20 protein-coding genes and 1 pseudogene are annotated in these 22,933 nt (G+C 69.0%); 7 read left to right on the top strand and 14 right to left on the bottom strand.

Annotated features, from left to right (window positions below):
- Together MSG_RS05805 and rfbD are read right to left on the bottom strand one after the other, a co-directional pair.
- Complete coding sequence (locus MSG_RS05805) at positions 1–873, bottom strand: glycosyltransferase family 2 protein (protein ID WP_162899293.1); 873 nt, start codon at positions 871–873, stop codon at positions 1–3.
- A 10-nt stretch (positions 874–883) separates the two neighbouring features.
- Positions 884–1,807 carry a dTDP-4-dehydrorhamnose reductase gene (gene rfbD / locus MSG_RS05800; protein WP_096437867.1) on the bottom strand — a complete coding sequence of 308 codons (924 nt, stop codon included), beginning with the start codon at positions 1,805–1,807 and terminating at the stop codon, positions 884–886.
- An 84-nt stretch (positions 1,808–1,891) separates the two neighbouring features.
- On the opposite strand from rfbD, the gene MSG_RS05795 reads away from it, so the two are divergent.
- Together MSG_RS05795 and MSG_RS05790 are read left to right on the top strand one after the other, a co-directional pair.
- A complete protein-coding gene (locus MSG_RS05795) occupies positions 1,892–3,370 on the top strand; it encodes an LCP family protein (RefSeq protein ID WP_373421132.1) in 1,479 nt (492 codons plus the stop codon).
- A 38-nt stretch (positions 3,371–3,408) separates the two neighbouring features.
- On the top strand, positions 3,409–4,095 hold the full coding sequence (locus MSG_RS05790) for a TIGR03089 family protein (RefSeq protein WP_096444116.1): 687 nt from the start codon (positions 3,409–3,411) through the stop codon (positions 4,093–4,095).
- Positions 4,096–4,237: 142 nt separating this feature from the next.
- Here MSG_RS05790 and MSG_RS05785 read toward each other — a convergent pair whose 3' ends face one another.
- Positions 4,238–5,677: an HNH endonuclease signature motif containing protein gene (locus MSG_RS05785; protein ID WP_096437865.1), complete on the bottom strand. Its 1,440-nt coding sequence runs from the start codon at positions 5,675–5,677 to the stop codon at positions 4,238–4,240.
- A gap of 147 nt (positions 5,678–5,824) precedes the next feature.
- Here MSG_RS05785 and MSG_RS05780 point away from each other — a divergent pair, with 147 nt between their 5' ends.
- Together MSG_RS05780 and ctpC are read left to right on the top strand one after the other, a co-directional pair.
- Positions 5,825–6,106, top strand: a complete 282-nt coding sequence (locus MSG_RS05780) for a DUF1490 family protein (RefSeq protein WP_096437863.1) — start codon at positions 5,825–5,827, stop codon at positions 6,104–6,106.
- Between the two features lie 49 nt (positions 6,107–6,155).
- Positions 6,156–8,279, top strand: coding sequence for a manganese-exporting P-type ATPase CtpC (gene ctpC / locus MSG_RS05775; RefSeq protein WP_096444112.1), 2,124 nt, complete (start codon positions 6,156–6,158; stop codon positions 8,277–8,279).
- Between the two features lie 6 nt (positions 8,280–8,285).
- Here ctpC and MSG_RS05770 read toward each other — a convergent pair whose 3' ends face one another.
- Together MSG_RS05770 and MSG_RS05765 are read right to left on the bottom strand one after the other, a co-directional pair.
- The gene (locus MSG_RS05770) at positions 8,286–9,062 is read right to left on the bottom strand and encodes an SDR family NAD(P)-dependent oxidoreductase (protein WP_096437861.1); all 777 of its coding nucleotides are present in this window, start codon (positions 9,060–9,062) and stop codon (positions 8,286–8,288) included.
- A 1-nt stretch (position 9,063) separates the two neighbouring features.
- Positions 9,064–10,683, bottom strand: coding sequence for an AMP-binding protein (locus MSG_RS05765; RefSeq protein ID WP_181159147.1), 1,620 nt, complete (start codon positions 10,681–10,683; stop codon positions 9,064–9,066).
- Between the two features lie 125 nt (positions 10,684–10,808).
- On the opposite strand from MSG_RS05765, the gene MSG_RS05760 reads away from it, so the two are divergent.
- Together MSG_RS05760 and MSG_RS05755 are read left to right on the top strand one after the other, a co-directional pair.
- Positions 10,809–11,735 carry a class I SAM-dependent methyltransferase gene (locus tag MSG_RS05760; RefSeq protein ID WP_096437857.1) on the top strand — a complete coding sequence of 309 codons (927 nt, stop codon included), beginning with the start codon at positions 10,809–10,811 and terminating at the stop codon, positions 11,733–11,735.
- A 13-nt stretch (positions 11,736–11,748) separates the two neighbouring features.
- Positions 11,749–12,939: a CoA transferase gene (locus tag MSG_RS05755; RefSeq protein ID WP_096437855.1), complete on the top strand. Its 1,191-nt coding sequence runs from the start codon at positions 11,749–11,751 to the stop codon at positions 12,937–12,939.
- A gap of 16 nt (positions 12,940–12,955) precedes the next feature.
- On the opposite strand, the pseudogene MSG_RS05750 reads toward MSG_RS05755, so the two are convergent.
- From MSG_RS05750 to MSG_RS05725, 6 genes and pseudogenes are all read right to left on the bottom strand, one after another.
- Positions 12,956–13,387: pseudogene (locus MSG_RS05750) on the bottom strand (response regulator); the annotation flags it as partial.
- The gene (locus MSG_RS05745) at positions 13,387–14,982 is read right to left on the bottom strand and encodes a sensor histidine kinase (protein WP_096437851.1); all 1,596 of its coding nucleotides are present in this window, start codon (positions 14,980–14,982) and stop codon (positions 13,387–13,389) included. The pseudogene MSG_RS05750 and the gene MSG_RS05745, both read right to left, overlap by 1 nt.
- Positions 14,982–16,169, bottom strand: a complete 1,188-nt coding sequence (locus tag MSG_RS05740) for a PP2C family protein-serine/threonine phosphatase (RefSeq protein WP_096444110.1) — start codon at positions 16,167–16,169, stop codon at positions 14,982–14,984. Before MSG_RS05740 ends, MSG_RS05745 begins: the two co-directional genes overlap by 1 nt.
- A 110-nt stretch (positions 16,170–16,279) precedes the next feature.
- Complete coding sequence (locus MSG_RS05735) at positions 16,280–17,449, bottom strand: acyl-CoA dehydrogenase (RefSeq protein ID WP_096437849.1); 1,170 nt, start codon at positions 17,447–17,449, stop codon at positions 16,280–16,282.
- 24 nt (positions 17,450–17,473) lie between these two features.
- Entirely contained in the window at positions 17,474–17,998 is a 525-nt protein-coding gene (purE, locus tag MSG_RS05730) for a 5-(carboxyamino)imidazole ribonucleotide mutase (RefSeq protein WP_258173936.1), read from the bottom strand.
- Positions 17,995–19,257, bottom strand: coding sequence for a 5-(carboxyamino)imidazole ribonucleotide synthase (locus tag MSG_RS05725; RefSeq protein ID WP_096437847.1), 1,263 nt, complete (start codon positions 19,255–19,257; stop codon positions 17,995–17,997). Before MSG_RS05725 ends, purE begins: the two co-directional genes overlap by 4 nt.
- A gap of 88 nt (positions 19,258–19,345) precedes the next feature.
- Between MSG_RS05725 and MSG_RS05720 the strand changes: the two genes are divergently transcribed.
- Positions 19,346–20,026, top strand: a complete 681-nt coding sequence (locus tag MSG_RS05720) for a GtrA family protein (RefSeq protein WP_096437845.1) — start codon at positions 19,346–19,348, stop codon at positions 20,024–20,026.
- Here MSG_RS05720 and MSG_RS05715 read toward each other — a convergent pair.
- The 3 genes from MSG_RS05715 to MSG_RS05705 are packed head-to-tail and all read right to left on the bottom strand — an operon-like array spanning position 19,981 to position 22,896.
- Entirely contained in the window at positions 19,981–20,499 is a 519-nt protein-coding gene (locus tag MSG_RS05715; protein WP_096437843.1) for a PH domain-containing protein, read from the bottom strand. The two genes, MSG_RS05720 and MSG_RS05715, sit on opposite strands and share 46 nt — an antisense overlap.
- A gap of 10 nt (positions 20,500–20,509) precedes the next feature.
- Complete coding sequence (locus MSG_RS05710; protein WP_096437841.1) at positions 20,510–21,331, bottom strand: biotin--[acetyl-CoA-carboxylase] ligase; 822 nt, start codon at positions 21,329–21,331, stop codon at positions 20,510–20,512.
- Positions 21,328–22,896, bottom strand: a complete 1,569-nt coding sequence (locus tag MSG_RS05705) for an FAD-binding protein (protein WP_096437839.1) — start codon at positions 22,894–22,896, stop codon at positions 21,328–21,330. The genes MSG_RS05710 and MSG_RS05705 overlap by 4 nt, the downstream gene beginning before the upstream one ends.
- Positions 22,897–22,933 lie beyond the last annotated feature (37 nt).

Below are 22,933 nucleotides of genomic sequence, written 5' to 3'. Positions count from 1 at the left end.
TCAGCGTCGCCCTTCTGAAAGCAGACGTTTCCGTCGCGAACTGCGCACCATCAGCCGGGAACGCAGCGCCAGCGACGCCCGCAGCGTCCAGCGCAGCGGGGCCAGCCACCAACCGGCATGCCGATCCGCCAGGAAGAGGTACGTGCTTCTGTGGTGGGCGGCCAGGTGGTTTTCCGGGTCGTGCCCGGTGGAGTGACCCTTGTGATGCAAGACCTCGGCAGTCGGCACGTAGACCGACAGCCACCCGGCCTGGCCCAGCCGGTCGCCGAGGTCGACGTCCTCCATATACATGAAGTAGCGCTCGTCGAAGCCCCCCACCTGATCGAAAGCCGACCGGCGCAACAGCAGACACGATCCCGACAGCCAGCCCACCGGGCGCTCGCTGGGCTCGAGGCGCTCCTGGCGGTAGGCGGCCGTCCACGGGTTGCGTTTCCAGAACGGCCCGACCACCGCGTGCATGCCGCCGCGGATCAGGCTGGGCAGGTGGCGCGCCGACGGATAGACCGAGCCGTCGGGGTCGCGGATCAGCGGACCCAGCGCCCCCGCTTGCGGCCAGCGGGACACGGCCTCGAACAGCGCGTCGATGCTGCCGGGGCCCCACTGCACGTCCGGGTTGGCCACGATCATCCAGTCGTCGACTTCCCCGCTCTGGCTCAGGTGCGCCACCGCGCGGTTGACCGCGGTGCCGTAGCCCAGGTTGGCCCCGGTGTCGAAAAGCCGCACGTTCGGGTAGCGCTGCAGGGCCTCCTGCGGCGTCCCGTCGGTGGAGCCGTTGTCCGCCAACAGCACGCTGACCGGCCGCTCGGTGGCCAGCGCCAACGACGCCAGGAAGCGCTCCAGGTGTGGCCCCGGCGAGAAGGTCACCGTCACCACCGGCAGAACGTCAGTCACGCGTAGAGGCTATCGGTCGATCGGGCACGACAGCGCCGCCGGACGCGGCCAACGCGGCGACAAGCGCAGGGCGCCATGGCCTTAGCGGTGCCATGCCCGCGGCCACCGACTCCCGGCCGGACAGCGCCGAGTAGGTCGGACGCGGCGCAGGCCGCGGATTGTGCGCGCTGCTGACGGGCCGCACCCGGGCCGGGTCGGCGCCGCATTCCTCGAAGACGGCGCGGGCCTGTTCGAACCGGGACACGGCGCCCTCGTTAGCGGCGTGCAGGATCGGCCCGGGGACATCGTCGTCGGCGATCTGCAGCAGCGCGGCGGCCAGGTCGGCGACGTAGGTCGGCGAGCCGGTCTGGTCGTCGACGACGTCGATCGGGCCGTGCCCGGCCGCCAGCCGCCGCATCACCGCCACGAAGTCCTTGCCCGTGCCGCCGGTGTACACCCAGGCGGTGCGGACCACGATGCCCTGGGTGGGGTCCGGGAGCGCGGCCAGCACCGCCACTTCGCCGGCGCGTTTGCTGCGGCCGTAGACACCCAGCGGAGTCGGGGAGTCGCTGGGTTCGAAGGGGCGGGGATTGGCGGCGTCGGTGTCGAAGGGCTCGGCGTTGAAAACGTAGTCGGTGGAGACGTGCAGCAACCGGGCGCCGGCGCGGGCGCAGGCGCGCGCGATGTGGTCCGGACCGGCGGCGTTCACCGCGTACGCGGTGACCTCGTCGCTCTCGGCGCCATCGACGTCGGTGTAGGCGGCGCAGTTGATCACCACGTCGCCGCTCTCGACGATCGAGGAGGCCGCGGCCGGATCGGTGATGTTCCACTGCGCCGAGTCACATGCCAGCACGTCGCGGCCCTGATCGATGGCCTGTGCCGCTAGACGGGCGCCCAGCTGACCCGCGGCCCCGGTGATGACGATCCTGCCCGACATGGTTTCGAGTCTGGCATGTCCCAGGCACGCCTTGGGCACACCGGGTCGGCTACCCGCGAACTGGTGATTCGCAAGTAACCTAATGTGATGCCTGTGCACCGTGTGATTCGTGTGGTTGCAACTGTGCTCGCTGTCGCCGTCGTGATCGGCACCGGTGTCGCATGGAACAACGTCCGGGGATTCGAAGACGGCATCTTCCACATGTCCGCGTCCGCACTGGGCAAGGGCGGCCAGATAGGTCAAGACGGCGCGATCGATATCCTGCTGGTAGGCGTGGACAGCCGCACCGACGCGCACGGCAACGCGCTCTCCCAAGAGGAACTGGCGACGCTGCGGGCCGGCGACGAGGAAGCCACCAACACCGACACCATCATCCTGATCCGGATACCGAACAACGGGAAGTCGGCCACCGCGATCTCGATTCCGCGGGACTCCTATGTCGCGGCGCCCGGCCTGGGCAAGACCAAGATCAACGGCGTCTACGGTCAGACCCGCGAGGCCAAGCGGGCCGGCCTGGTCCGGGCGGGCGCTTCCGCGCAGGAGGCCGCGACCGAGGGCACCGAGGCCGGCCGCGACGCGCTGATCAAGACCGTCGCCGACCTCACCGGGGTAACCGTGGACCACTACGCCGAGATCGGACTGCTCGGTTTCGCGTCGATCACCGACGCGCTCGGCGGCGTCCAGGTCTGCCTCAAAGATCCGGTGTTCGAACCGCTTTCGGGCGCCGACTTCCCAGCGGGCCAGCAGAAACTGAGCGGGCCCGAGGCGCTGAGCTTCGTGCGCCAGCGCCACGACCTGCCGCGCGGCGACCTGGACCGGGTGGTCCGCCAGCAAGCCGTGATGGCCTCGCTGGCGCATTCGATCATCTCCAGCAAGACGCTGTCCAGCCCGGCGACGCTCAAGCGACTGGAGGCCGCCGTGCAGCGTTCGGTGGTGATCTCCTCGGGTTGGGACGTGATGGATTTCGTCCAGCAGCTGTCCAAGCTGGCCGGCGGCAAGGTCGCCTTCGCCACCATCCCGGTGCTGGACGGAGCCGGCTGGAGTGACGACGGCATGCAAAGCGTCGTCCGGGTGGACCCGCATCAGGTGCAGGACTGGGTGGCCGGCCTGCTCAACGACCAGAACCAGGGCAAGACCGAGCAGCTGGCCTACACCCCCGCCAAAACGACCGCCAGCGTGGTCAACGACACCGACATCAACGGGCTGGCGGCGGCGGTTTCAGATGTATTGAGCTCCAAGGGCTTTACCACCGGCCCCGTCGGCAACAACGACGGCGGCCACGTGAAGGCCAGCCAGGTGCGGGCCGCCAATTCCGACGACCGCGGCGCGCAGGAGATCTCCAAGGAACTCGGCGGCTTGCCCGTGGTGCCGGACACATCGCTGGCGGCGGGGACGGTGCGGGTGGTGCTGGCCAACGACTACAGCGGCCCGGGCTCCGGCTTGTCCGGCACCGCCTCCATCGTGCCGGCCCGGGCGACTTCCGGGGGCCCCGCCGATCCGGACGTGCCGGCGCCGTCACCGATCCTCACCGCCGGGTCCGACAAGCCGGAGTGCATAAACTAGGCCCGGTGGCCACGCTTTCCGGCGCGATCCTGGATCCGATGTTGCGTGCCGACCCCGTCGGTCCGCGCATCACCTACTACGACGATTCTTTCGGGCCCACCGGCTTACGCATCGAGTTGTCCGCGGTGACGCTGGCGAACTGGGCGGCCAAGACCGGCAACCTGTTACGCGACGAGCTGGGCGCGGGCCCGGGCAGTCGGGTGGGGATTTTGCTGCCGGCGCATTGGCAGACGGCGGCGGTGTTGTTCGGGGTGTGGTGGATCGGCGCCGAGGTCGTGCTCGACGTGGCCGGGCCGGCCGAGGTGGCCCTGTGCACCGCCGACCGGCTGGACGAGGCCGACGCCACCGGGGCTGCCGAGGTCGCCGTGCTGTCGCTGGACGCGTTCGGCCGGCCCGCACCTGACCTGCCGATCGGCGTCACCGACTACGCCACCGCGGTGCGCGTGCACGGTGACCAGATCGCCGCCGAACAAAATCCCGGCCCGGCACTCGCCGGCCGGTCGGCCCAGGACATCCTCGCCGACTGCGAGAAGTCCGCGGCGGCAAGGGAATTGACGGCCAAGGATCGGGTGCTGTCCACCGCATCGTGGCCCAGCCCCGCCGAACTGATCGACCACCTGCTGGCGATCATGGCCGTCGGCGCCTCGCTGGTGCAGGTGGCCAATCCCGACCCCGCTGCGCTGCAACGCCGCATCGACACCGAAAAGGTCACCCGCGTCCTGTAAACGGTGGCCGGACCAGCACGCCGTGGACCTCGTGATCGGCTCGGGGCTCGAGTTCGAAGCCCGTGGTACCCAAATTCTCAAAGGATTCCCCGGCGAATGGCGTTTGTCCGCCGCTGCTTCTGCGTGAAACGTCGACCAGCCGTCAGAACGGCGGTGGGTCGTCGGGCGGGGCGGGTCCGATCTTGGCCAGGCGCGCGTCGCGATTCTGCCGGCGTTCGGCGGCCACGCGGTAGGCGCGTTCTTGGCCGCGGGTGCGCCGGCGTTTGGGCATCAGCGCGGCACGGTCGGCGCAGTAATCCTGCGGGGGCGGGCCGGTTTCGAGGGCGGGCATGCCGCCCACCGCGCGGCACAGGCCGGAGAAGAGCAGGGCGCTGCCCGGGGTCGTGACATAGGTGTCCCCCGACAGGGAGGTCATGATCAGGGTGCCGTCGGCAAGTTGCTTGTCGCGCCAGCCCCAGAACGTCTTCACCAAATGATGAGTTCGGCAATAGCACTTGAGGTTGGCCGCGTGCGTGGCACCGCCGTCGGCGTAGGGGATCGTATGGTCGGTGTCACAGTCGACCGCGGGGACATCGCAACCGGGCCACCGGCACGTCAGGTCGCGGGCGCGCACGAAGTTGGCCAGCGCCGTGGACGGGGTGTAGCCGGGCTCCGGCGGGGCTCCGCCCGGGTGGGCCATCGGCACCAATTTGGCCGATGTCGCCAATTCGGCGAGCAGCTCGGCGGTGATCAGCCCGTCGGCAGTGAACTCGGAGGCGGGTACCGTTCCGGCGCCGGCGAGGGTGGCATGTTCGGCGATGACGTGGATGGTCACCGGTGCGGCGGCGGGCCGCTTGCCCGCGGCGCAATCGGCGGCCCCGCAGCGACAGCCGAGCCGGTCGGCCCCGGCGGCCCACGCCCCCAAGGCGTCGGCGCGGCGTTGGTCCTTGGTGCGGGGATCGTGCTCACATACCGTGGCCGCCAGGGCATCCAGGCGTCTGTCCAGGGCGTGGGCGTCGACGGTGTACAGGCTGCCGTTGAGTTCGGAAATCCCGTCGGCGTCGGAACCGATCCAGATCTCCCGATCCACGTGGCGCTCCTTACGGCGGCGCACCGCATCGGCGTCGACGCGGGCCACGATCGCGTCGACCTTGCCGGACAGCCGCCCGCGCGTCATCGAAGGCCAGCGGGTCACGTTGACCGCCACCAGCTCGTCGACCCGGGCCAGCACGTCGGGATCGACGATCAGGTCGGTGCGAAAAACGATCGTGTCGAATGCCTGGTAACCGATGTCTCCCGCCATGAAGATCGCGGCCGTCGCAGGCAGCCGCTCGCGCATCGCGCGGGCGGCCCGCAGCCGGCCGGCGGCCGACCCCTGGCTGATCCGCAGGCCGGCGGCCACCTCGGCGGCCACCGCCGCCTGCGTGTCGATCGCCCAGTCATCCGTTGCCGAAACCGACGCGTATCGGTAGGCGAACAACTCCCCGATCGCCACCAATTGTGCAGCCGCAGAACGGTTTTCGATCCGTGCCGCCGCAGTGATCTGCTCCAGCCACGACGCGGACTCCGGCGTCGGCTTTCGCAGCCCCGATGATTCGAACATACATTCGACTATAGCCGGATCCACTGGCTCAAACTTTTTGGCAGGGTCGCCGACGACTCCGATCCATATTGATATCGCTATATATCGATGTTAACGTCGGGTCCGGTTTGGTTGACGCTCCGGCGAACAAGGAGAAAGGTTCAGGCAATGGCGGCGTACGCACTGTTGGCTAAAGCTGCAGGGACGGTATTCACCGGTCTGGTCGGAGTGACGGCCTACGAGCTGGCACGCAAAGCCCTGGACAAGGCGCCGCTGCACGAGACCGCCGTTAAGGGCGCCGAGCTCGGGCTGCGCGGAACCCGCAAGGCCGAAGAGGCCGCGGAATCGGCCCGGCTGAAGATTGCCGACGTGGTGGCCGAGGCCCGGGAGCGCATCGGCGAGGAGGCACCCACGCCGGCCGTCGGCGAAGTGCACGATCACGAGCACTGACCAGGTGAATGACCGTGCGCACGAGGTAGTTTCGGATGCGGCCGGCCGCATGCGCGTGCTGGTCGACTGGGTGCGCGCCGACTCGCGGCGCGCCGTCGCGGTGGAAGAGGCTGTCGCCGGATGCCTCGGGGTGCGCGTCGTGCACGCCTACCCGCGCACCGGATCCGTCGTCGTCTGGTACTCCCCCCGCCGCTGTGACCGGGCCGCGGTGCTGGCGGCGATCGACGCCGCCGCGCGCCAACCCGCCGAGCTGATTCCGGCCCGCGCCCCGCATTCGTCGGAGATCCGCAACATCGACGTGCTGCGCATGGTGATCGGCGGCGCGGCGCTGGCGCTGCTCGGCGTGCGGCGCTATGTGTTCGCCCGGCCGCCGCTGCTCGGCCCGAGCGGCCGAGCGGTCGCCACCGGCGCGACGATCTTCACCGGCTACCCATTCCTGCGCGGGGCGCTGCGCTCATTGCGCTCGGGACGGGCCGGCACCGATGCGCTCGTCTCGGCCGCGACGGTGGCCAGCCTCGTCCTGCGCGAGAACGTGGTCGCGCTGACCGTGCTGTGGCTGCTGAATATCGGTGAGTACCTTCAGGATTTGACGCTGCGCCGGACCCGGCGGGCCATTTCCGAGCTGTTGCGCGGCAACCAGGACACGGCATGGATCCGGCTGGGCGACAGCGAGATTCAGGTGCCGATCGACACCGTGCAGATCGGCGACGAGGTGGTGGTGCACGATCACGTCGGCATCCCGGTGGACGGCGAAGTGATCGACGGCGAGGCTGTCGTCAACCAGTCGGCGATCACCGGGGAGAACCTGCCCGTCAGCGTCGCGGTCGGCGCGCACGTGCACGCGGGTTCGGTGGTGGTGCGCGGACGGCTGGTGGTGCGCGCGCAGGCCGTCGGCAACCAGACCATCATCGGCCGCATCATCGCCCGCGTCGAGGAGGCGCACCACGATCGGGCGCCCATTCAGACTGTCGGCGAAAACTTCTCCCGCCGTTTCGTTCCCACGTCGTTCATCGTCTCTGCGATCACCCTGGCAATCACCGGGGACATCCGGCGCGCGATGACCATGCTGTTGATCGCCTGCCCCTGCGCGGTGGGGTTGGCCACCCCGACGGCGATCAGCGCCGCGATCGGCAACGGGGCGCGCCGCGGCATCCTGATCAAGGGAGGATCGCACCTGGAGCAGGCGGCCCGGGTCGACGCGATCGTGTTCGACAAGACCGGAACCCTGACGGTAGGGCGTCCCGTGGTCACGAATATCGTTGCTATACATAAGGATTGGCAGCCCGAGCAGGTGTTGGCGTACGCCGCCAGCTCGGAGATCCACTCGCGGCACCCCCTGGCTGAGGCGGTGATCCGCTCGACCGAGGAACGCCACATCACCATCCCGCCGCACGAGGAGTGCGAGGTGCTGGTCGGGCTGGGCATGCGCACCTGGGCCGATGGCCGCACCCTGCTGCTGGGCAGCCCCTCGTTGCTGCGCGGCGAGAAGGTCAAGGTGTCGAAGAAGGCCCAAGAGTGGGTCGACAAGTTCCGGCGCCAGGCCGAGATGCCGCTGCTGCTCGCCGTGGACGGCACCCTGGTGGGCCTGATCAGCCTGCGCGACGAGGTGCGGCCCGAGGCGGCCGAGGTGTTGAAGGGTTTACGCGCCAATGGGATTCGCCGTATCGTCATGCTCACCGGCGACCACCCGGACATCGCCGGGGTGGTCGCCGCGGAGCTCGGCATCGACGAGTGGCGCGCCGAGGTGATGCCAGAGGACAAGCTCGCGGCGGTGCGCGAGCTGCAAAGCGAGGGCTACATCGTCGGCATGGTCGGCGACGGCATCAACGACGCCCCGGCGCTGGCGGCGGCCGACATCGGGATCGCGATGGGTCTGGCCGGCACCGACGTGGCCGTCGAGACCGCCGACGTCGCGCTGGCCAACGACGATCTGCACCGCCTGCTCGACGTCGGGGATCTGGGCGCCCGCGCCGTCGACGTCATCCGGGAGAACTACGGCATGTCCATCGCCGTCAACGCCATCGGGTTGCTCATCGGCGCGGGCGGGGCCCTGTCCCCCGTACTGGCCGCGATCCTGCACAACGCCTCGTCAGTTGCGGTGGTAGCCAACAGCTCACGACTGATCCGCTACCGGCTGGACACGGCGGACGACGCGATCGGCAGGTCCGGCTGACGGTGCTCAGGTGCGACCCTGCCCTTGCCCGAACATCTTGGTGAGCCGGCGGGTAAGGCCGCGCGGCAGCAGCCTTCCCCCGGACGTCAACACCTTGTACTGCAGGCTCGGGACGATCACGATGTCACCCTTGGCAACCCCGGACAGGCATTTGTCCACCACGTAGTCGATGTCGAGCCACATGAACGGCGGCATCGAGGACATTTCGATGCCCGCCCGGTGGTGAAAGTCGGTGTGCATGTAACCGGGGCACAGCGCGTGCACGCCGACGCCGGTACCGGCCAAGCCGCTCGACAGCCCCTCGGAAAACGACACGACCCAGGCCTTGGACGCCGAGTACGTCGAACCCCGGCCCGGCAGCAGGGCCGCAATGCTGCCTATGTTGATGATCGTGCCGCACCCGGCCGCCACCATGGGTGGCAAGGCAGCGCGGGTCAGCTGCATCACCGCGGTGACGTTGACGTCCAGCTGAGCCTGCAGCACCGCCGGATCGATGGTCCAGAACTCGCCGGCAATGCCGACGCCGGCGTTGTTGACCAGCACCTGCACGCCCTCGGACAACCGGTGCGCGACGTCGGTCCGACCCGCCGGGTCGGTCAGGTCGGCCACCAGGACCTCGCTGTGGACACCGTGCGCGCGGTGTAGCTCGGCGGCCAGTTGCTTGAGCCGTTCGGCGTCGCGGGCCACCAGCACCAGGTCGTAGCCGTCGGCGGCGTAGCGCCGAGCGAACCGCTCCCCCAAGCCCGACGTGGGCCCGGTGATCAACGCGATCGGTCGGGACATCTCAGACCCCTGCCTGGTCTTCGATAGGTTGGTCGTTCAGCAAGCGTTTGAGCACCTTCCCCCCGGCGTTGCGGGGCAGCTCGTCGACGAATACCACGTCGCGTGGAATTTTGAATCGCGCCAACCGGTTTCGCACGTATTCCGTGACGTCGTGCTCGGTCAGCGATGCGCCGGGGCGGCGCACGATGTAGGCGCGCAGGCGCTGGCCGAATTCCTCGTCGTCGACGCCGATCACCGCCACGTCCAGCACGCCGGGGTGATGCGCGAGCGCGTCTTCCACCTCGCCCGGGTAGACGTTTTCGCCCCCGGAGACGATCATCTCGTCGTCGCGCCCGTCGATGAACAGCCTGCCGGCCCGGTCGAAATGACCGACATCACCGGTGGATATCAGGCCCTGGATCGACTCCTTCGCGCCGCCGCTGCTGTATCCCTCGAAGGCCAGGATGTTGCCGACAAAGATCCGCCCCGTCGTTCCCGCAGGTGCCTCGTGCCCGTCGTCGGTGAAGATCTTGACCATCGACCCGGGTGCCACCGAACCGACACAGCCCGGCTCGGCGGCCAGATCGGCGGGCGTGGCGATGGTCGCAAAGGCGACCTCCGTGGACCCGTACATGTTGTAGACCACCGGGCCGAATGCCTTGAGCGCGCGGGCGGCCAGCGCGGCTCCGAGCTGGGATCCGCCGATGAACACGATGCGCAATGACGACAGGTCGTGTGCGGCCAGCGACGCGGGGCCCAGGTCCAAGATGCGCCGCAGCATGGTGGGAACGACGATCATCGCGCTGGCCCGGTGCGCGGCCACGCTCGCCAAGGCCTGCTCGGGATCGAAGTGGCGGCGCAGCACCAGCGTCGAACCCAGCACCGTCGCGTACATTGCCTGGCTGAATCCGTTCGAATGAAACAGCGGCACACAGCATTCGGTGACTTCCCTGCCCCGGAACGGCACCTTGCCGAGCAGCCCGCCGACCGGGATCAGCGAGTAGGGCTCCGAACGTACTGCGCCCTTGGGGACCCCGGTCGTGCCGCTGGTCGAGATGACGATCTTGGGATGGCCTCCGGAACGCGGAGGCGGCGCGGGATCGCCGCGTTCGATCAGACCGTCGAGGGTGTCGGCCGCCGGCGTTTCGGCCCAGGCGCGTAGGCGCCCGAGCTTGGGGTGCACGTCGGCGACAACGGTGCTGTACTCCTCGTCGTACACCAGCAGGTCGGCGCCCTCGCGGGCGAGCATCTCGGCGAGTTGCACGCTGCCAAAGCCGGTGTTGAGCAACAAGATGCTCGCGCCGCACTTGCCGGCGGCGAAGACCGCTTCCAGGAAGCCCCGATGGTTGCCCACCAGAATGGCCACGCTGGCGCCCGGGCCCAGTCCGATGCGGCGCCACTCGTTAGCCAATGCGTTGGTCCGCTTGTCCAGGTCGCCGAAGCTCAGCGGACCACGCTCGTCGATCAACGCCAACCCGTCGGGATCCCGCCCGGCGGTGATGACCGTCGCCGCACCCAGCAGGCCGTACCTTTCGACCGCGCGCAGCACCGCCACGATCTCACCCGGCCGAATCATCCGCAGCCCGCCGGACCGCGCGTAGAGCAGCAGCGACCACGCTTCCAAACCGAGGCGTCTCATCATTAGCTGAATGCTGCCTCGGGCGGGCCGCCGTTGGTTAGGGCGCATTGCCATTGCGACAGAGGTCTTTGGTCACAGACCCCGGCCACGGGACACGCGGGCAGGCCGGTTCGTTACTGTGTCTAACCATGGCGCGCAGCGACGACGACAGCTGGGACCTGGCGACGAGTGTGGGAGCCACCGCGACGATGGTGGCCGCGGGACGCGGCCGGGCCACGCGCGACGGCCTGATCGACGACCCGTTCGCCGAACCGCTGGTACGCGCCGTCGGGGTCGACTTCTTCACCCGGTGGGCCGCCGGTGAACTGGACGCCGAGCAGGTCGACGTCCCCGGCGCCGCGTGGGGCATGCAGCGGATGACCGACCTGCTGGCGGCTCGCACCCGCTACATCGACGCCTTCTTCTCCGACTCCCAAAAAGACGTGGCGGACGCCGGCATCCGCCAGGTCGTGATCCTGGCCTCCGGCCTGGACGCCCGCGGCTATCGGCTGCCCTGGGCTGCGGGCACCACGGTGTTCGAGATCGACCAGCCGGAGGTCATCGAGTTCAAGGTCGCTGCGATCGAGGCGCTGGGCGCCGAACCCACCGCGCAGATCCGGGCCGTCCCCGTCGACCTGCGCCACGATTGGCCGGCGGCGCTGCTACGGGCCGGCTTCGACACCGAGCAGCCGGCCGCGTGGGCCGCCGAAGGCCTGCTGGGGTTCCTGCCGCCGGAGGCCCAGGATCGCTTACTGGACAAGATCACCGACCTGTCCGCCGACGGCAGCCGACTGGTCGCCGAGATATTCGTGAATACCGGCAACGGCGGCGCGGCCCTGGACGGGGCGACCAAGAGGTGGCAGGACCACGGACTCGATGTCGCGCTGGACAACCTCGGCTTCCCCGGCGACCGTAACGACGCTGCGACCTACCTTGCCGGTCTCGGCTGGCAGCCGGTGAACACCCCGCTGAATCAGCTGTTGGCCGACAACGGGCTGCCGCTGCAAGCCGACGGCGAAGACGCCCCGTTCGGCAAGAACTATTACTGCTCCGCGGTACTGCGCAAGGCAGTGTGACGGAAGGCCGCGCATGCCAGACAGCAACCCGGATAGCAAGCCCGCCAAACCACTCGATGGATTCCGGGTGCTCGACTTCACCCAGAATATCGCCGGGCCGCTGGCCGGGCAGGTGCTGGCCGACCTGGGTGCCGAGGTCATCAAGATCGAGGCGCCCGTCGGCGAGGCGGCCCGCCACATCACCGCGGTGCTGCCCGGGCGCCCGCCGCTGGCCACGCTGTTTCTACCGCACAACCGGGGCAAGAAATCGGTCATGGCCGATCTGCGGACCGACGAAGCCAAACAACAGATCTTGCACCTCGTCGACACCGCCGACGTGGTGCTGGAGGGTTTCCGGCCCGGCGTCATGGAGCGCATGGGGCTGGGTCCCGACGAATTGCGTTCGCGCAACCCGAAACTCATCTATGCGCGGCTGTCGGCCTACGGTGGCAACGGCCCGCACGGCAGCAGGCCGGGCGTCGATCTGATGGTCGCCGCCGAGTCGGGCATGACGACCGGAATGCCTACGCCCACCGGCAAACCGCAGATCATCCCGTTCCAGCTCGTCGACGCCGCCAGCGGGCACGTACTGGCCCAGGCGGTACTGGCCGCGCTGCTCAACCGGGAGCGCCACGGCCTCGGCGATGTCGTGCGCGTCGCGATGTACGACGTCGCGGTGAGCCTGCAAGCCGGCCAGCTCACGATCCACCTGAACAAGCCCACCGAGGCACCCAAGCCGAAGCCGGTCGCTGATCTAAATGCCAAGAAGCGCAAGGGAGTTGGATTTGCGACCCAACCATCCGACGCGTTCAAGGCCGCCGACGGCTACCTGGTCCTGTCGGCGTATGTGCCCAAGCACTGGGCCAAGCTGTGCGAGATCATCGACCGGCCCGACCTGCTGACCGACGAGCGGTTCGTCGACCAGCGGGCGCGCGCCGTCAACTACCACGAGCTGACCGAAGAGCTGGAAAAGGCGCTGGCCGCCAGGCCCGCCGCCGAATGGGTGGAGCTGCTGCAGCAGGGCGGCCTGATGGCCTGCCTGGCCTACAACTGGAAACAGGTGGTGGGCACCGAGCTGTTTGCCGAAAACGAACTGGCGCTCACGGTCGGCGGCGGCGACGACGCCGTCACGGTGGTGCGGACACCGGCGCGCTACGCCAGCTTCGACGCCGCCGTCGCCGAGCCGCCACCGGGGCTGGGCGAGCACAACGACATCCTCGGCTGAGCAGTTCACCCCCCCCCGGCAGGCGAACGACCTGGAGGAAGAACTCGTCGATCTGGCGCACCGCGTTGATGAACTGGTCGAGGTCGACGGGCTTGGCGACATAGGCGTTGGCGTGCAGCTTGTAGCTGCGCAGGATGTCCTCCTCTGCCGAGGAGGTGGTGAGCACGACAATCGGGATGCGCGACAGGTCGGCGTCGGACTTGACCTTCTCGAGCAGCTGGCGGCCGTCGTACTTCGGCAGGTTCAAGTCGAGCAGGATCAGGTCAGGCCGCGGCGCGTCCTTGAACTCGCCGCGCCGATACAGAAAGTCCAGGCCCTGCTCGCCGTCGTGGGCGACGTGCAACCTGTTCTGGAACTTGTTGTGCTCCAGAGCTTCTCGCGTGATGAGCTCATCACCCGGGTCGTCCTCGACGAGCAGGATCTCGATCGGCCGGGCGGCTGGTGTCATCAGTGCGCTCCTTCAAGGGTGCCTTGCTGCTCGGTGTCCCCGACGTCTGCGGCGGCGGGCAGGGTGAACTCGAATCGCGTGCCGTCGGTGTAGGTGGAGTCGATGCGCACGGTCCCGTCGTGGTACTCGACGATCTTCTTCACCAGCGCCAGGCCGACGCCGGTTCCCGGATACACCTCGCGGCCGTGCAACCGCTGAAAGATGACGAAGACCTTATCGGTGAATTCCTTGGGGATGCCGATGCCGTTGTCCGCCAACGTCAGCTGCCAGTCGGATTCCTCGGCACCGCGCCGGCAGTCGATCACGATCCGCGGGACGCGCCCCTGGTGGCGGAACTTGATCGCATTGCCGATCAGGTTCTGCCACAACATCGTCAACAGCGTGGGATCGCCGACGATGCGAGGCAGCCGCTCGGGCCGCACCACCTGCGCGCCGGTCTCCTCGATGGCGGTCGCGAGATTGTCCACCGCGGCATCCAGCGTGCTGTCCAGGTCGACCTCGGCTTGTTTGGTACCCACCCGGCCAACCCGGGAGAAGCTGAGCAGGTCGTTGATCAGCACCTGCATGCGCTTGGCGCCGTCGACCGCGTAGCCGATGTATTCAGTTCCGGGCTCGTCGAGCTGGTCGCCATAGCGCTTCTCGAGCAGCTGGCAGAACGACGCGACCTTGCGCAGCGGTTCCTGCAGATCGTGCGACGCCACGTAGGCGAACTGCTCGAGTTCGGCATTGGAGCGCCGCAAATCGACGGCCTGTTCGTCGAGCCGGGCCTCGGCCGCGCGCGACGCCTCGAGGGCGGCCACCACCCGCTGGCGCATGTTCTCGACGTCGATCGCCATGTCGCGAATGTCCTTGGGCCGCCGCGGCGGTCGGATGGTCTCGTCGAAGTTGCCGTCGGTGATCCGCCGGCAGGATTCGGCCAACCGGGCCAGCGGAACGGTGATCGCGGCCCGGGTCATGAAGCCCAGCAGCACGGCCATGCCGAAGAACAACAGCACGATCGCGCCCAGCGTGCGATCGCGCCAGGTGTCGATGCTTCTGAGTTGATCGTCGGCGTTGCTGGAGGCCGCGTTGAAATCCGCGTTCTGGGTGTCGAAAAGGCCGCGCAGATGGTCGAATTCGTATTTGCCGCGGTCGGCGACCGAGCCATTGACGACCCTGGGCGCATTGGGCGTCACACTCGAAATCAGGGGCTCGGCGTAGCTGGACCGCCAACTCGCGGCCGCCCGCTCGATCGCGTCCAGGTCGGCGATCAGGTCGGGGCGCCCACCGACTAGCCGCCGGATCTCTTCGGCCGCCGCGTGTTCGGCTTGTTGACCGTCGTAGTACGGCGTGAGGAACTGACGATCGGCGGCGAGCAGGTAACCGCGGATCCCGGTTTCCTGGTCGCGCAGCGCGGCCTGCAGCTCGATGGCGGCGGCCCGCGCCGGCTGGATCTGGTCGCTCAGCTCGCGCGACACCGTGTCGGTGCGGTGCAGCAGCGCCGCACCGACCAGCGCACCGGCCAGGACCAGCACGCCCATCACGACCAGCACCAGCGCCAACCATCCCCACACGGTCAGCCGGGCGCGCCACAACGGGTGCGAATCGGCGTCCATCAGGCGGTCCGCTCCACGCGCACCACGGCGATGTCGTCGGTCAGGCCGCCGCGCGGCTGGGCGAGTTCCTCGGCGCCGTCGATCAGCGCGTCGACGAACGCCGGACCGGGCAGATTCACCCGCGAACGAGCCAATGCAAGCAAACCGTCCTCCCCCAACCGCTCGGTGCCCGACCCGCGGTACCCCTCGAAAAGCCCGTCGGTGAGCAGCATCAACCCCTGTCCCACCGGCAATTCCATCTCGAACTGCGCCCAATCGCCGGCGCGCAGGCCCAACGCCGGCCCCGCGGGGGGCTCGACCCATTCCACGTTGGTGCCGTCTTGCCGCAGCATTCCCGGGTGACCGGCGCGGATCCCCGTGACGTGCGGACTGCGCGGCGGAAGCTCCAGGCTCAGCACCGTCGCGAAGATCCCGGTGGCGGTCCGTTCGGCGTGCAGTACCCGCTCGAGCTGACGCATCAATTCGGTGCCGCGCACGTCGGCGAAGGTCAATGCGCGCCAAGCGATTCGCAGCGCGGCGCCCAATGCCGCCTCGTCGGGTCCGTGCCCCGCGACATCGCCGACCAGGACATGCAGCACCCGGTCCGGTGTCTGCACGACGTCGTAGAAGTCGCCGCACAGCAGCGCGTCCACCCGGCTGGGCCGGTACCGGGCCACGATCTCCACGCCGGGGTCGTCCAGCAGCAGCGGTGAGGGCAGCAGGCCCCGTTCGAGCAACGCGTTCTCCCGGGCACGCAGCTGGCTGGCGTGCAGGTCCGCGGCGATAAGCTCGACGCGCTTGCGCTCGATCGCGTAAAGCACCGCGCGCCTTAGCATTTCGGGCTCGACTCGGCCCTTGACCAGATAGTCCTGCGCCCCGGCGGCCACCGCGGAGGCGCCGAAGTACTCGTCGTTGAGCCCGGTCAGCACCACGATGGGGAGAGTCACGTCGTTCTTGGCGATGCGGTCGAGCGCGTCCATGCCGTTCGCGTCCGGCAGGTTCAGATCCAGCAGCACGCAATCGGGACGGGCGGACTCCAGCGCCCGCTCGGCATGGGCCATCGACTGCGCCCACACCACGCGGATGTCGTCGACCGCCTCGGCGATCAGTTCTTCGACCAGCAGGGCATCGGCACGGTCGTCCTCGACCAACAGCAGCGAGAGCGTCTGGCGATTTGCCACCGAAGTCACCGGGCTACGCACCGGCATCGAATCCCGGCAGGTGTGCATGTGAAGCCACGTGCTCGACCTCCCATGCAAAGGACGATCTTAAAGGGGCGGTCAGCCTGTTTTGCCACCCGGTGTGGACCAAGCTACCTTCAGCGCAGCAGGGCGCGCGACATCACCACACGCTGAATCTGATTGGTGCCCTCGTAGATCTGGGTGATCTTGGCATCGCGCATCATCCGCTCGACCGGGAAGTCGACCGTGTAGCCGGCGCCGCCGAACAGTTGCACGGCGTCGGTGGTGACCTCCATCGCGACGTCGGAGGCGAAGCACTTCGACGCCGCCGAGATGAAGCCCAGATTGCCCTCGCCGCGCTCGGCGCGGGCCGCCGCGCTGTAGACCATCAGCCGCGCCGCCTCCACCTTCATCGCCATGTCGGCCAGCATGAACTGCACGCCCTGGAAGCTGCTGATCGACTGCGCGAACTGCTTGCGGTCCTTGGTGTAGGCGATCGCGGCGTCCAGCGCGCCCTGGGCGATGCCCACCGCTTGCGCCCCGATGGTCGGGCGGGTGTGGTCCAGCGTGGCCAGCGCGGTCTTGAAACCGGTGCCGGGCTCACCAACGATCCGGTCGCCGGGGATGCGACAGTTCTCGAAATACAGCTCGGTGGTGGGCGAACCCTTGATGCCGAGCTTGCGTTCCTTCGGGCCGACGGTGAAGCCCTCATCGTCGATATGCACCATGAACGACGAGATGCCGTTGGCACCCTTGTCCGGGTCGGTCACCGCCATCACGGTGTACCAGCTCGACTTGCCGCCGTTGGTGATCCAGCACTTGGCGCCGTTGAGGATCCAGTCGTCGCCGTCGGCCTTGGCGCGGGTCTTCATCGCCGCCGCGTCGCTGCCGGCCTCCCGCTCGGACAGCGCGTAGGACGCCATCGCGGTGCCGTCGGCGATCGAGGGCAGCACCTGCTTCTTCAGCTCCTCGGAGCCGCGCAGGATCAGGCCCATGGTGCCCAGCTTGTTCACGGCCGGGATCAACGACGCAGACGCGTCGACGCGGGCGACCTCTTCGATGACGATGCACGCCGCCACGGAGTCCGCGCCCTGGCCGCCGTACTCCTCGGGCACGTGGACCGCATTGAAGCCCGACGCGTTCAGCGCGTCCAGCGCCTCCTGCGGGAACCGCGAGTTCTCGTCGCAGTCGGCCGCGTAAGGAGCGATCTCCTTTTCCGCCAGCGCCCGTATCGCCGCCCGCAACTCGTCGTGTTCCTCGGGCAACTTGAACACATCAAACGTGGGGTTTCCGGCCCATCTGGCCATCTCGCGAGCCTCCTGATCTTGGCGTTACTCGCCGGTAACTTTACCCTGGCGCTCCTGCAGTGCCGCATCCTTGGCCCGCACGCTGTCCGCGAGCTCGTCTTGGAAGGCGACGACCCGGGCCCGAAGCGCGGCGTCGGACGCCGCCAGCACCCGCACGGCCAGCAGGCCGGCGTTGCGCCCGCCGCCGATCGACACAGTGGCCACCGGAACACCGGCGGGCATCTGCACGATCGAAAGCAACGAGTCCAGCCCGTCCAGCCGGCCCAGCGGCACCGGGACGCCGATCACCGGCAGCGGCGTCGCCGACGCGACCATGCCGGGCAGGTGCGCCGCGCCGCCGGCCCCGGCGATGATCACCTCGAGACCACGGTCGGCCGCGCCGCGCGCGTAGTCGAACATCGCGGCAGGGGTGCGATGCGCCGAGACCACCCGGACCTCGGCCGGGATGTCGAACTCGGCCAGCGCCGCGGCCGCGTCGGCCATGACCGACCAGTCGCTGTCGCTGCCCATGATCACCCCGACGCGAGGCGGTCTACTCGCCGTCGTCAATGCCGCTCCTCCTCATCGCTTCGCTCTGCATCGTCGCCGGCATGCGGATCCCATCCGTCCGTCCACTGCCCGTGTGCCAACCAGTGTGCCGCCAGCGCGCCGCGCTCACGCAGCTTCGCGATGTTCTCCGCATCGCAGGCGGTGCCCAGGATGTTGATGTGTCCGATTTTGCGACCGGGACGTTCGGCCTTGCCGTAGAGGTGGACCCGGGCGTCGGGCATCCGCGCGTACAGATGGTGCAGCCGCTCGTCGAGCGTCATCTGCGGCTCGTGCGCGGCACCGAGCACGTTGGCCATGACCGTCACCGGCACGATGGCGTCGGTGTCGCCCAGCGGGTAATCCAGCACCGCCCGCAGATGCTGCTCGAACTGGCTGGTGCGGGCCCCGTCCATGGTCCAGTGCCCGGAGTTGTGCGGCCGCATCGCCAACTCGTTGACCAGCAGAGCGCCGTCGGGCGTCTCGAACAGCTCGACCGCGAGCACGCCGACCACGCCGAGCTCGGCGGCCAGGCGCAGCGCGAGTTGCTGGGCGGTCGCCGCCGACTCCGGGGCCAGGTCCGGCGCCGGCGCGACGACCTGCACGCAGATCCCGTCGGCCTGCACGGTCTCGACGACCGGCCAGGCCGCGCCCTGGCCGAAGGGCGAGCGCGCCACCAGCGCCGACAGCTCGCGGTGCAGGTCCACCTGCTCCTCGGCCAGCACCGGCACCCCGTCGGCCAGGAAGGCGGCCGCGATCTCGCGGGCGTGCGACGGGTCGCGGGCCATCCGCACCCCGCGCCCGTCGTAACCCCCGCGGACCGCTTTGACGACCACCGGGCCGCCCACCCGCGCGGCGAACGCGTCGAGTTCGTCGAGGCTGTCGATGCCGGCGTAGCGCGGCACCGGGGCGCCCAGCGCCTCGAGCCGACGCCGCATCACGAGCTTGTCCTGGGCGTGCACCAGCGCCTCCGGCGGCGGGGCGACGTTGACGCCCTCGGCGGCCAGCTTCTCCAGCAGCTGGCTGGGGACGTGCTCGTGATCGAAGGTCAGCGCGGCGGCCCCGGCCGCGACCCGGCGCAGGTCCTCCAGCTCCGTGTGCGAGCCGATCACCACGTCGGGCGCCACCTGCGCGGCGGAGTCGTCGGCCGACGTCGCCAGCACCCGCAGCGACTGCCCGAGCGCGATCGCCGCTTGGTGCGTCATCCGGGCGAGCTGGCCACCCCCGACCATCGCGACCAACGGAGCTGCGGAAGGGCTGCGTGTACTCGGCACGGCCATCATCGTGTCATGGCGTGTTGACCGGCGATGACACGGAATTGTTCCGTACCATTTTGCGTCGTTTTCGCGTCCGTCCGTACACTCACCTGTTGTGTCCTTCGCCGATGCCACGATCGCGCGTTTGCCCGGGTTTCTTCAGCCCTTTGCGCAGCGCCATCACGAATTCATCAAATTCGCCATCGTCGGCGGCACCACATTTGTCATCGACTCGGCAATTTTCTACACGCTGAAGCTGACCATTCTCGAGCCCAAGCCGGTGACAGCCAAGGTCGTCGCGGGCATCGTCGCGGTCATCGCGTCCTACGTGCTGAACCGGGAGTGGAGTTTCCGCGACCGGGGCGGCCGCGAGCGCCATCACGAGGCGCTGCTGTTCTTCGCCTTCAGCGGGGTGGGCGTGCTGCTGTCCATGGCGCCGCTGTGGATTTCCAGCTACGTCTTCGGGCTGCGGGTGCCGATGGTGTCGCTGACGGTCGAGAACATCGCGGACTTCATCTCCGCCTACGTCATCGGCAACCTGCTGCAGATGGCCTTCCGGTTCTGGGCTTTCCGGCGCTGGGTGTTTCCCGACCAGTTCGCCCGCAACCCCGAGAGGGCCCTGGAATCCGCGGAGACCGCACTCACCGCCGGCGGCATCGCCGAGGTCTTCGAGGACGAGCTCGAGGGTGGCTCGCTCAGTGGGAACGTCACGCTGCTGCGCGCCTGGCGCAACCGCGCGAGCCGGTCGAATCAGCTCGGCGATTCCTCGGAACCCAGGGTGTCGAAGACTTCGTGATACAGCAGCGAGTGCACGTCGCGCAGTCGCGGAATGTCGTAGAACTCCAACGGATCCTGTGACGCCGATTCGATAATCAGCGTCCCGGTCCGAAACGGCCGTTCGGTCAGCCTGTCCCGGAATTCCACGCTGTTGATGCGCGCCAGCGGGATGTCGATGCCGCTGCGGGTCAGCACCCCGTGCCGGAACATCACCCGCCGATTGGTGACCACGAAATGGGTGGTCAGCCAGGTCAAAAACGGCCACAGCGTCAGCCAGCCGACGATCACCAACCACACCGCCCAGATGACGCCGTGCAAGATGTTCTTCGCTATCTGCTCCCAGTGCGTGGAGTTGACGTAGCCGGACCCGAACGCCGCCAGCCCCGTCGCCAGGACGAACACCACGACCGGCCAGATCAGCCGCTTCCAGTGCGGATGGCGGTGAATGACAACCTGCTCGCCGGCGGCCAACGCGTTATCCGGATAGCCCATGGTCGAGACACTAGCCCCGCAGATGAATGACGTCACCTGCGGAAACCACGACGGCTTCGGCGCCGGTCTGCAGGCATAACCTGCCCTGGTCGTCGACGGCGGTCGCCGTTCCGACGACTTCCTTGCCGCCCGGCAGCTGGGCGCGCACCCGGGCGCCGATGGTCAGGCTGCGCGCCCGGTAGTCGGCCGCCAGCTGCCAGTCCGCGCCGCGCGCCGCGCGCCAGCCGAGGAAGCGCCTCCCGAGCTCGCGCAACAGCCGGCCGACCAGCTGCGTGCGGTCCGGGGCCGCGACCCCCAGGTCCAACAGCGAAGTCGCACCCTCGAGGCCGGCGGGCGCCCCGAACACGTTGAGCCCCAAGCCGATTACCACGACCGGCCGGGTGACCTCGGCGAGGATGCCGGCCAGCTTGGCGCGGGAATCCGCCGGCCCGGCCAGCACGTCGTTGGGCCATTTCAGGCCGGCCGCCACACCGATCGGATCCAGCAGCGGGGCCAACGCGTCGACGACGGCCACCCCGGTCGCCAGCGACAGCCAGCCCCAGCCCTCGGTCGGGACGTCGACGACGCTCACCCCGACCGACATGGTGATCTGCGCCCGCGGCGTTGCCGACCAGGCGCGGCCGTGCCGCCCGCGACCCGCGGTCTGATCCTCGGCGATGAGCACCGCTCCGGCGACGTCGTCACCGGCGGCCGCGCGGGCCAGCAAATCGGCGTTGGTGGAACCGGTTTGCTCGACCACGTCGAGCTGTCGCCAGCCCAATCCGGTGCCGATCAGCTCGGCGCGCAGCGCGGCGGCGTCCAGTGGCGCGCCGAGTTGGTCGGAGTCGGTCATCTGCCAAGCATGTCTTTCATGTCCAAGACGGCCAAGTGGCTGAACAACATGCTGGTTCCGATCGGATTGCCGCCGCCGGGATACGCTGTGCCGCTGGGCGCGGCCATCGTGTTGCCCGCCGCGTACAGCCCGGGAATGGGATTTCCGGACATGTCGAGCACCCGCGCCGCGGTGTCGGTGCGCAGGCCGCCCTTGGTGCCCAGATCGGAGATCCCGAACGCGGCCGCGTGATACGGCGGCGTGTCGATCGCCACCAGCGGCGAGGCACCGCCGGAGAAGGCGCGATCGAAGGCCTCGTCGCCGCGGCCGAAGTCCTCGTCGACGCCGGAGGCCGCAAAGCCGTTGAATCGCAACACCGTTGCGGCCAGTTGCGGACCCGGCACCCCGATCTTGTCGCCCAACCCTTCCAGGGTGTCCGCGGTGTGCCACAGGCCGGCGGCGACATACTTCTCGGTCTCGACGATGCTGACGTTGGCCGCCTTCACCGGCGGCACCTCGCCGTCGGAGTCGTCGTAGATCATCCAGTACGGCAACGTGATCAAGCCGTCGGCCAGCTGCGCGATGATCTCGCGGCCGGCCCGGTCGTAGGCCCGGGACTCGTTGACGAATCGCTTGCCGTCCTGGTTGACGAAGATGCCGCCGGTGAACCACAGCGCGAACGCCGAACGGCCGTCGGGATGCGTCATGCCCGGCGACCACCAGGCCTGGTCCAGCAGATCGGTGTCCGCGCCCGCGGCGATGCCGGCCTGCAGCGCCAGACCGCGACTTCCCGGTCCGCCCATGGTGTCTCGCGCCACGCCCGGCACCCCGAACTCGCGGCGCAGCTCGTCGTTGTTCTCGAAGCCGCCGGCGGCCAGCAGCACTCCCCGGCGGGTGCGGATGGCGCGTCGTTGGCCGTCGGTCTCGACGATCGCGCCGGCGACGCGGCCGTCGGTCAGCACGAGGTCGACCAGCGCCGTGTTGCGCCGCAGCGCCACGTTCGGGTACTGCCCGATGGCCTTGAGGAACCGCGCGATCAGCGCGCGGCCCCCGAGAAAGTAGTCGGCCGGCGGCGGCACGCCGAGCCGGTCGGTGTCCAGCGGCCCGCGGATCGCGTCGCGCAGCTCCGGCGCGGCGGCGACCGCCAACGGCTTTGCGGCGATGTGGCGCTGACCGTCCACCCGCGCCTTGGGTGCCTTGCCGTAGTAGTCGGGCCAGGGCAACGGCACGAATTTCAGCGCGGAGTCGGCCTCCAGGTACTCGATCAGCGGCGCGCCGCCGCGCACGAAGGTCTCCTGCAGCTCGCGGGGGGTTCGGTCGCCGACCACGGCGCGGTAATAGGTGAGCGCGTCCTCGATGGTGTCCTCGACACCACCCCAATTGCCGGCGCGGATCAACACCGGATTGCACGGGAACCAGACGCCACCCCCACCGGAGTACGCGGTGGTGCCCCCGAATTTGTCGGTGGCCTCGACCAGCAGCACCTCCAGGCCCTCGCGCGCCGCGGTGTATGCCCCGGTGACGCCGCCGCCGCCCGACCCCGCGACCAGCACGTCGCACTCTTCGCCCCACTCCACCGTGCCCATACTCAGCTGAGACTAGCTGCGCCGCTAAGCTCGACAT

The organism is Mycobacterium shigaense (assembly GCF_002356315.1).
GTDB lineage: Bacteria > Actinomycetota > Actinomycetes > Mycobacteriales > Mycobacteriaceae > Mycobacterium > Mycobacterium shigaense.
This window is presented reverse-complemented; position numbering and strand designations above follow the sequence as displayed.

What these genes read in the sequence shown, in the direction of transcription:
- MSG_RS05710 (WP_096437841.1), bottom strand. Translation starts at nt 21,331, where the DNA reads ATGACCGACTCCGACCAACTCGGCGCGCCACTGGACGCCGCCGCGCTG.
- MSG_RS05760 (WP_096437857.1), top strand. Translation starts at nt 10,809, where the DNA reads ATGGCGCGCAGCGACGACGACAGCTGGGACCTGGCGACGAGTGTGGGA.
- MSG_RS05740 (WP_096444110.1), bottom strand. Translation starts at nt 16,169, where the DNA reads ATGCCGGTGCGTAGCCCGGTGACTTCGGTGGCAAATCGCCAGACGCTC.
- MSG_RS05755 (WP_096437855.1), top strand. Translation starts at nt 11,749, where the DNA reads ATGCCAGACAGCAACCCGGATAGCAAGCCCGCCAAACCACTCGATGGA.
- MSG_RS05735 (WP_096437849.1), bottom strand. Translation starts at nt 17,449, where the DNA reads ATGGCCAGATGGGCCGGAAACCCCACGTTTGATGTGTTCAAGTTGCCC.
- MSG_RS05715 (WP_096437843.1), bottom strand. Translation starts at nt 20,499, where the DNA reads ATGGGCTATCCGGATAACGCGTTGGCCGCCGGCGAGCAGGTTGTCATT.
- MSG_RS05785 (WP_096437865.1), bottom strand. Translation starts at nt 5,677, where the DNA reads ATGTTCGAATCATCGGGGCTGCGAAAGCCGACGCCGGAGTCCGCGTCG.
- ctpC (WP_096444112.1), top strand. Translation starts at nt 6,156, where the DNA reads ATGCGCGTGCTGGTCGACTGGGTGCGCGCCGACTCGCGGCGCGCCGTC.
- MSG_RS05725 (WP_096437847.1), bottom strand. Translation starts at nt 19,257, where the DNA reads ATGATGGCCGTGCCGAGTACACGCAGCCCTTCCGCAGCTCCGTTGGTC.
- MSG_RS05705 (WP_096437839.1), bottom strand. Translation starts at nt 22,896, where the DNA reads ATGGGCACGGTGGAGTGGGGCGAAGAGTGCGACGTGCTGGTCGCGGGG.
- MSG_RS05780 (WP_096437863.1), top strand. Translation starts at nt 5,825, where the DNA reads ATGGCGGCGTACGCACTGTTGGCTAAAGCTGCAGGGACGGTATTCACC.
- MSG_RS05765 (WP_181159147.1), bottom strand. Translation starts at nt 10,683, where the DNA reads ATGATGAGACGCCTCGGTTTGGAAGCGTGGTCGCTGCTGCTCTACGCG.
- MSG_RS05790 (WP_096444116.1), top strand. Translation starts at nt 3,409, where the DNA reads ATGTTGCGTGCCGACCCCGTCGGTCCGCGCATCACCTACTACGACGAT.
- rfbD (WP_096437867.1), bottom strand. Translation starts at nt 1,807, where the DNA reads ATGTCGGGCAGGATCGTCATCACCGGGGCCGCGGGTCAGCTGGGCGCC.
- MSG_RS05770 (WP_096437861.1), bottom strand. Translation starts at nt 9,062, where the DNA reads ATGTCCCGACCGATCGCGTTGATCACCGGGCCCACGTCGGGCTTGGGG.
- MSG_RS05745 (WP_096437851.1), bottom strand. Translation starts at nt 14,982, where the DNA reads ATGGACGCCGATTCGCACCCGTTGTGGCGCGCCCGGCTGACCGTGTGG.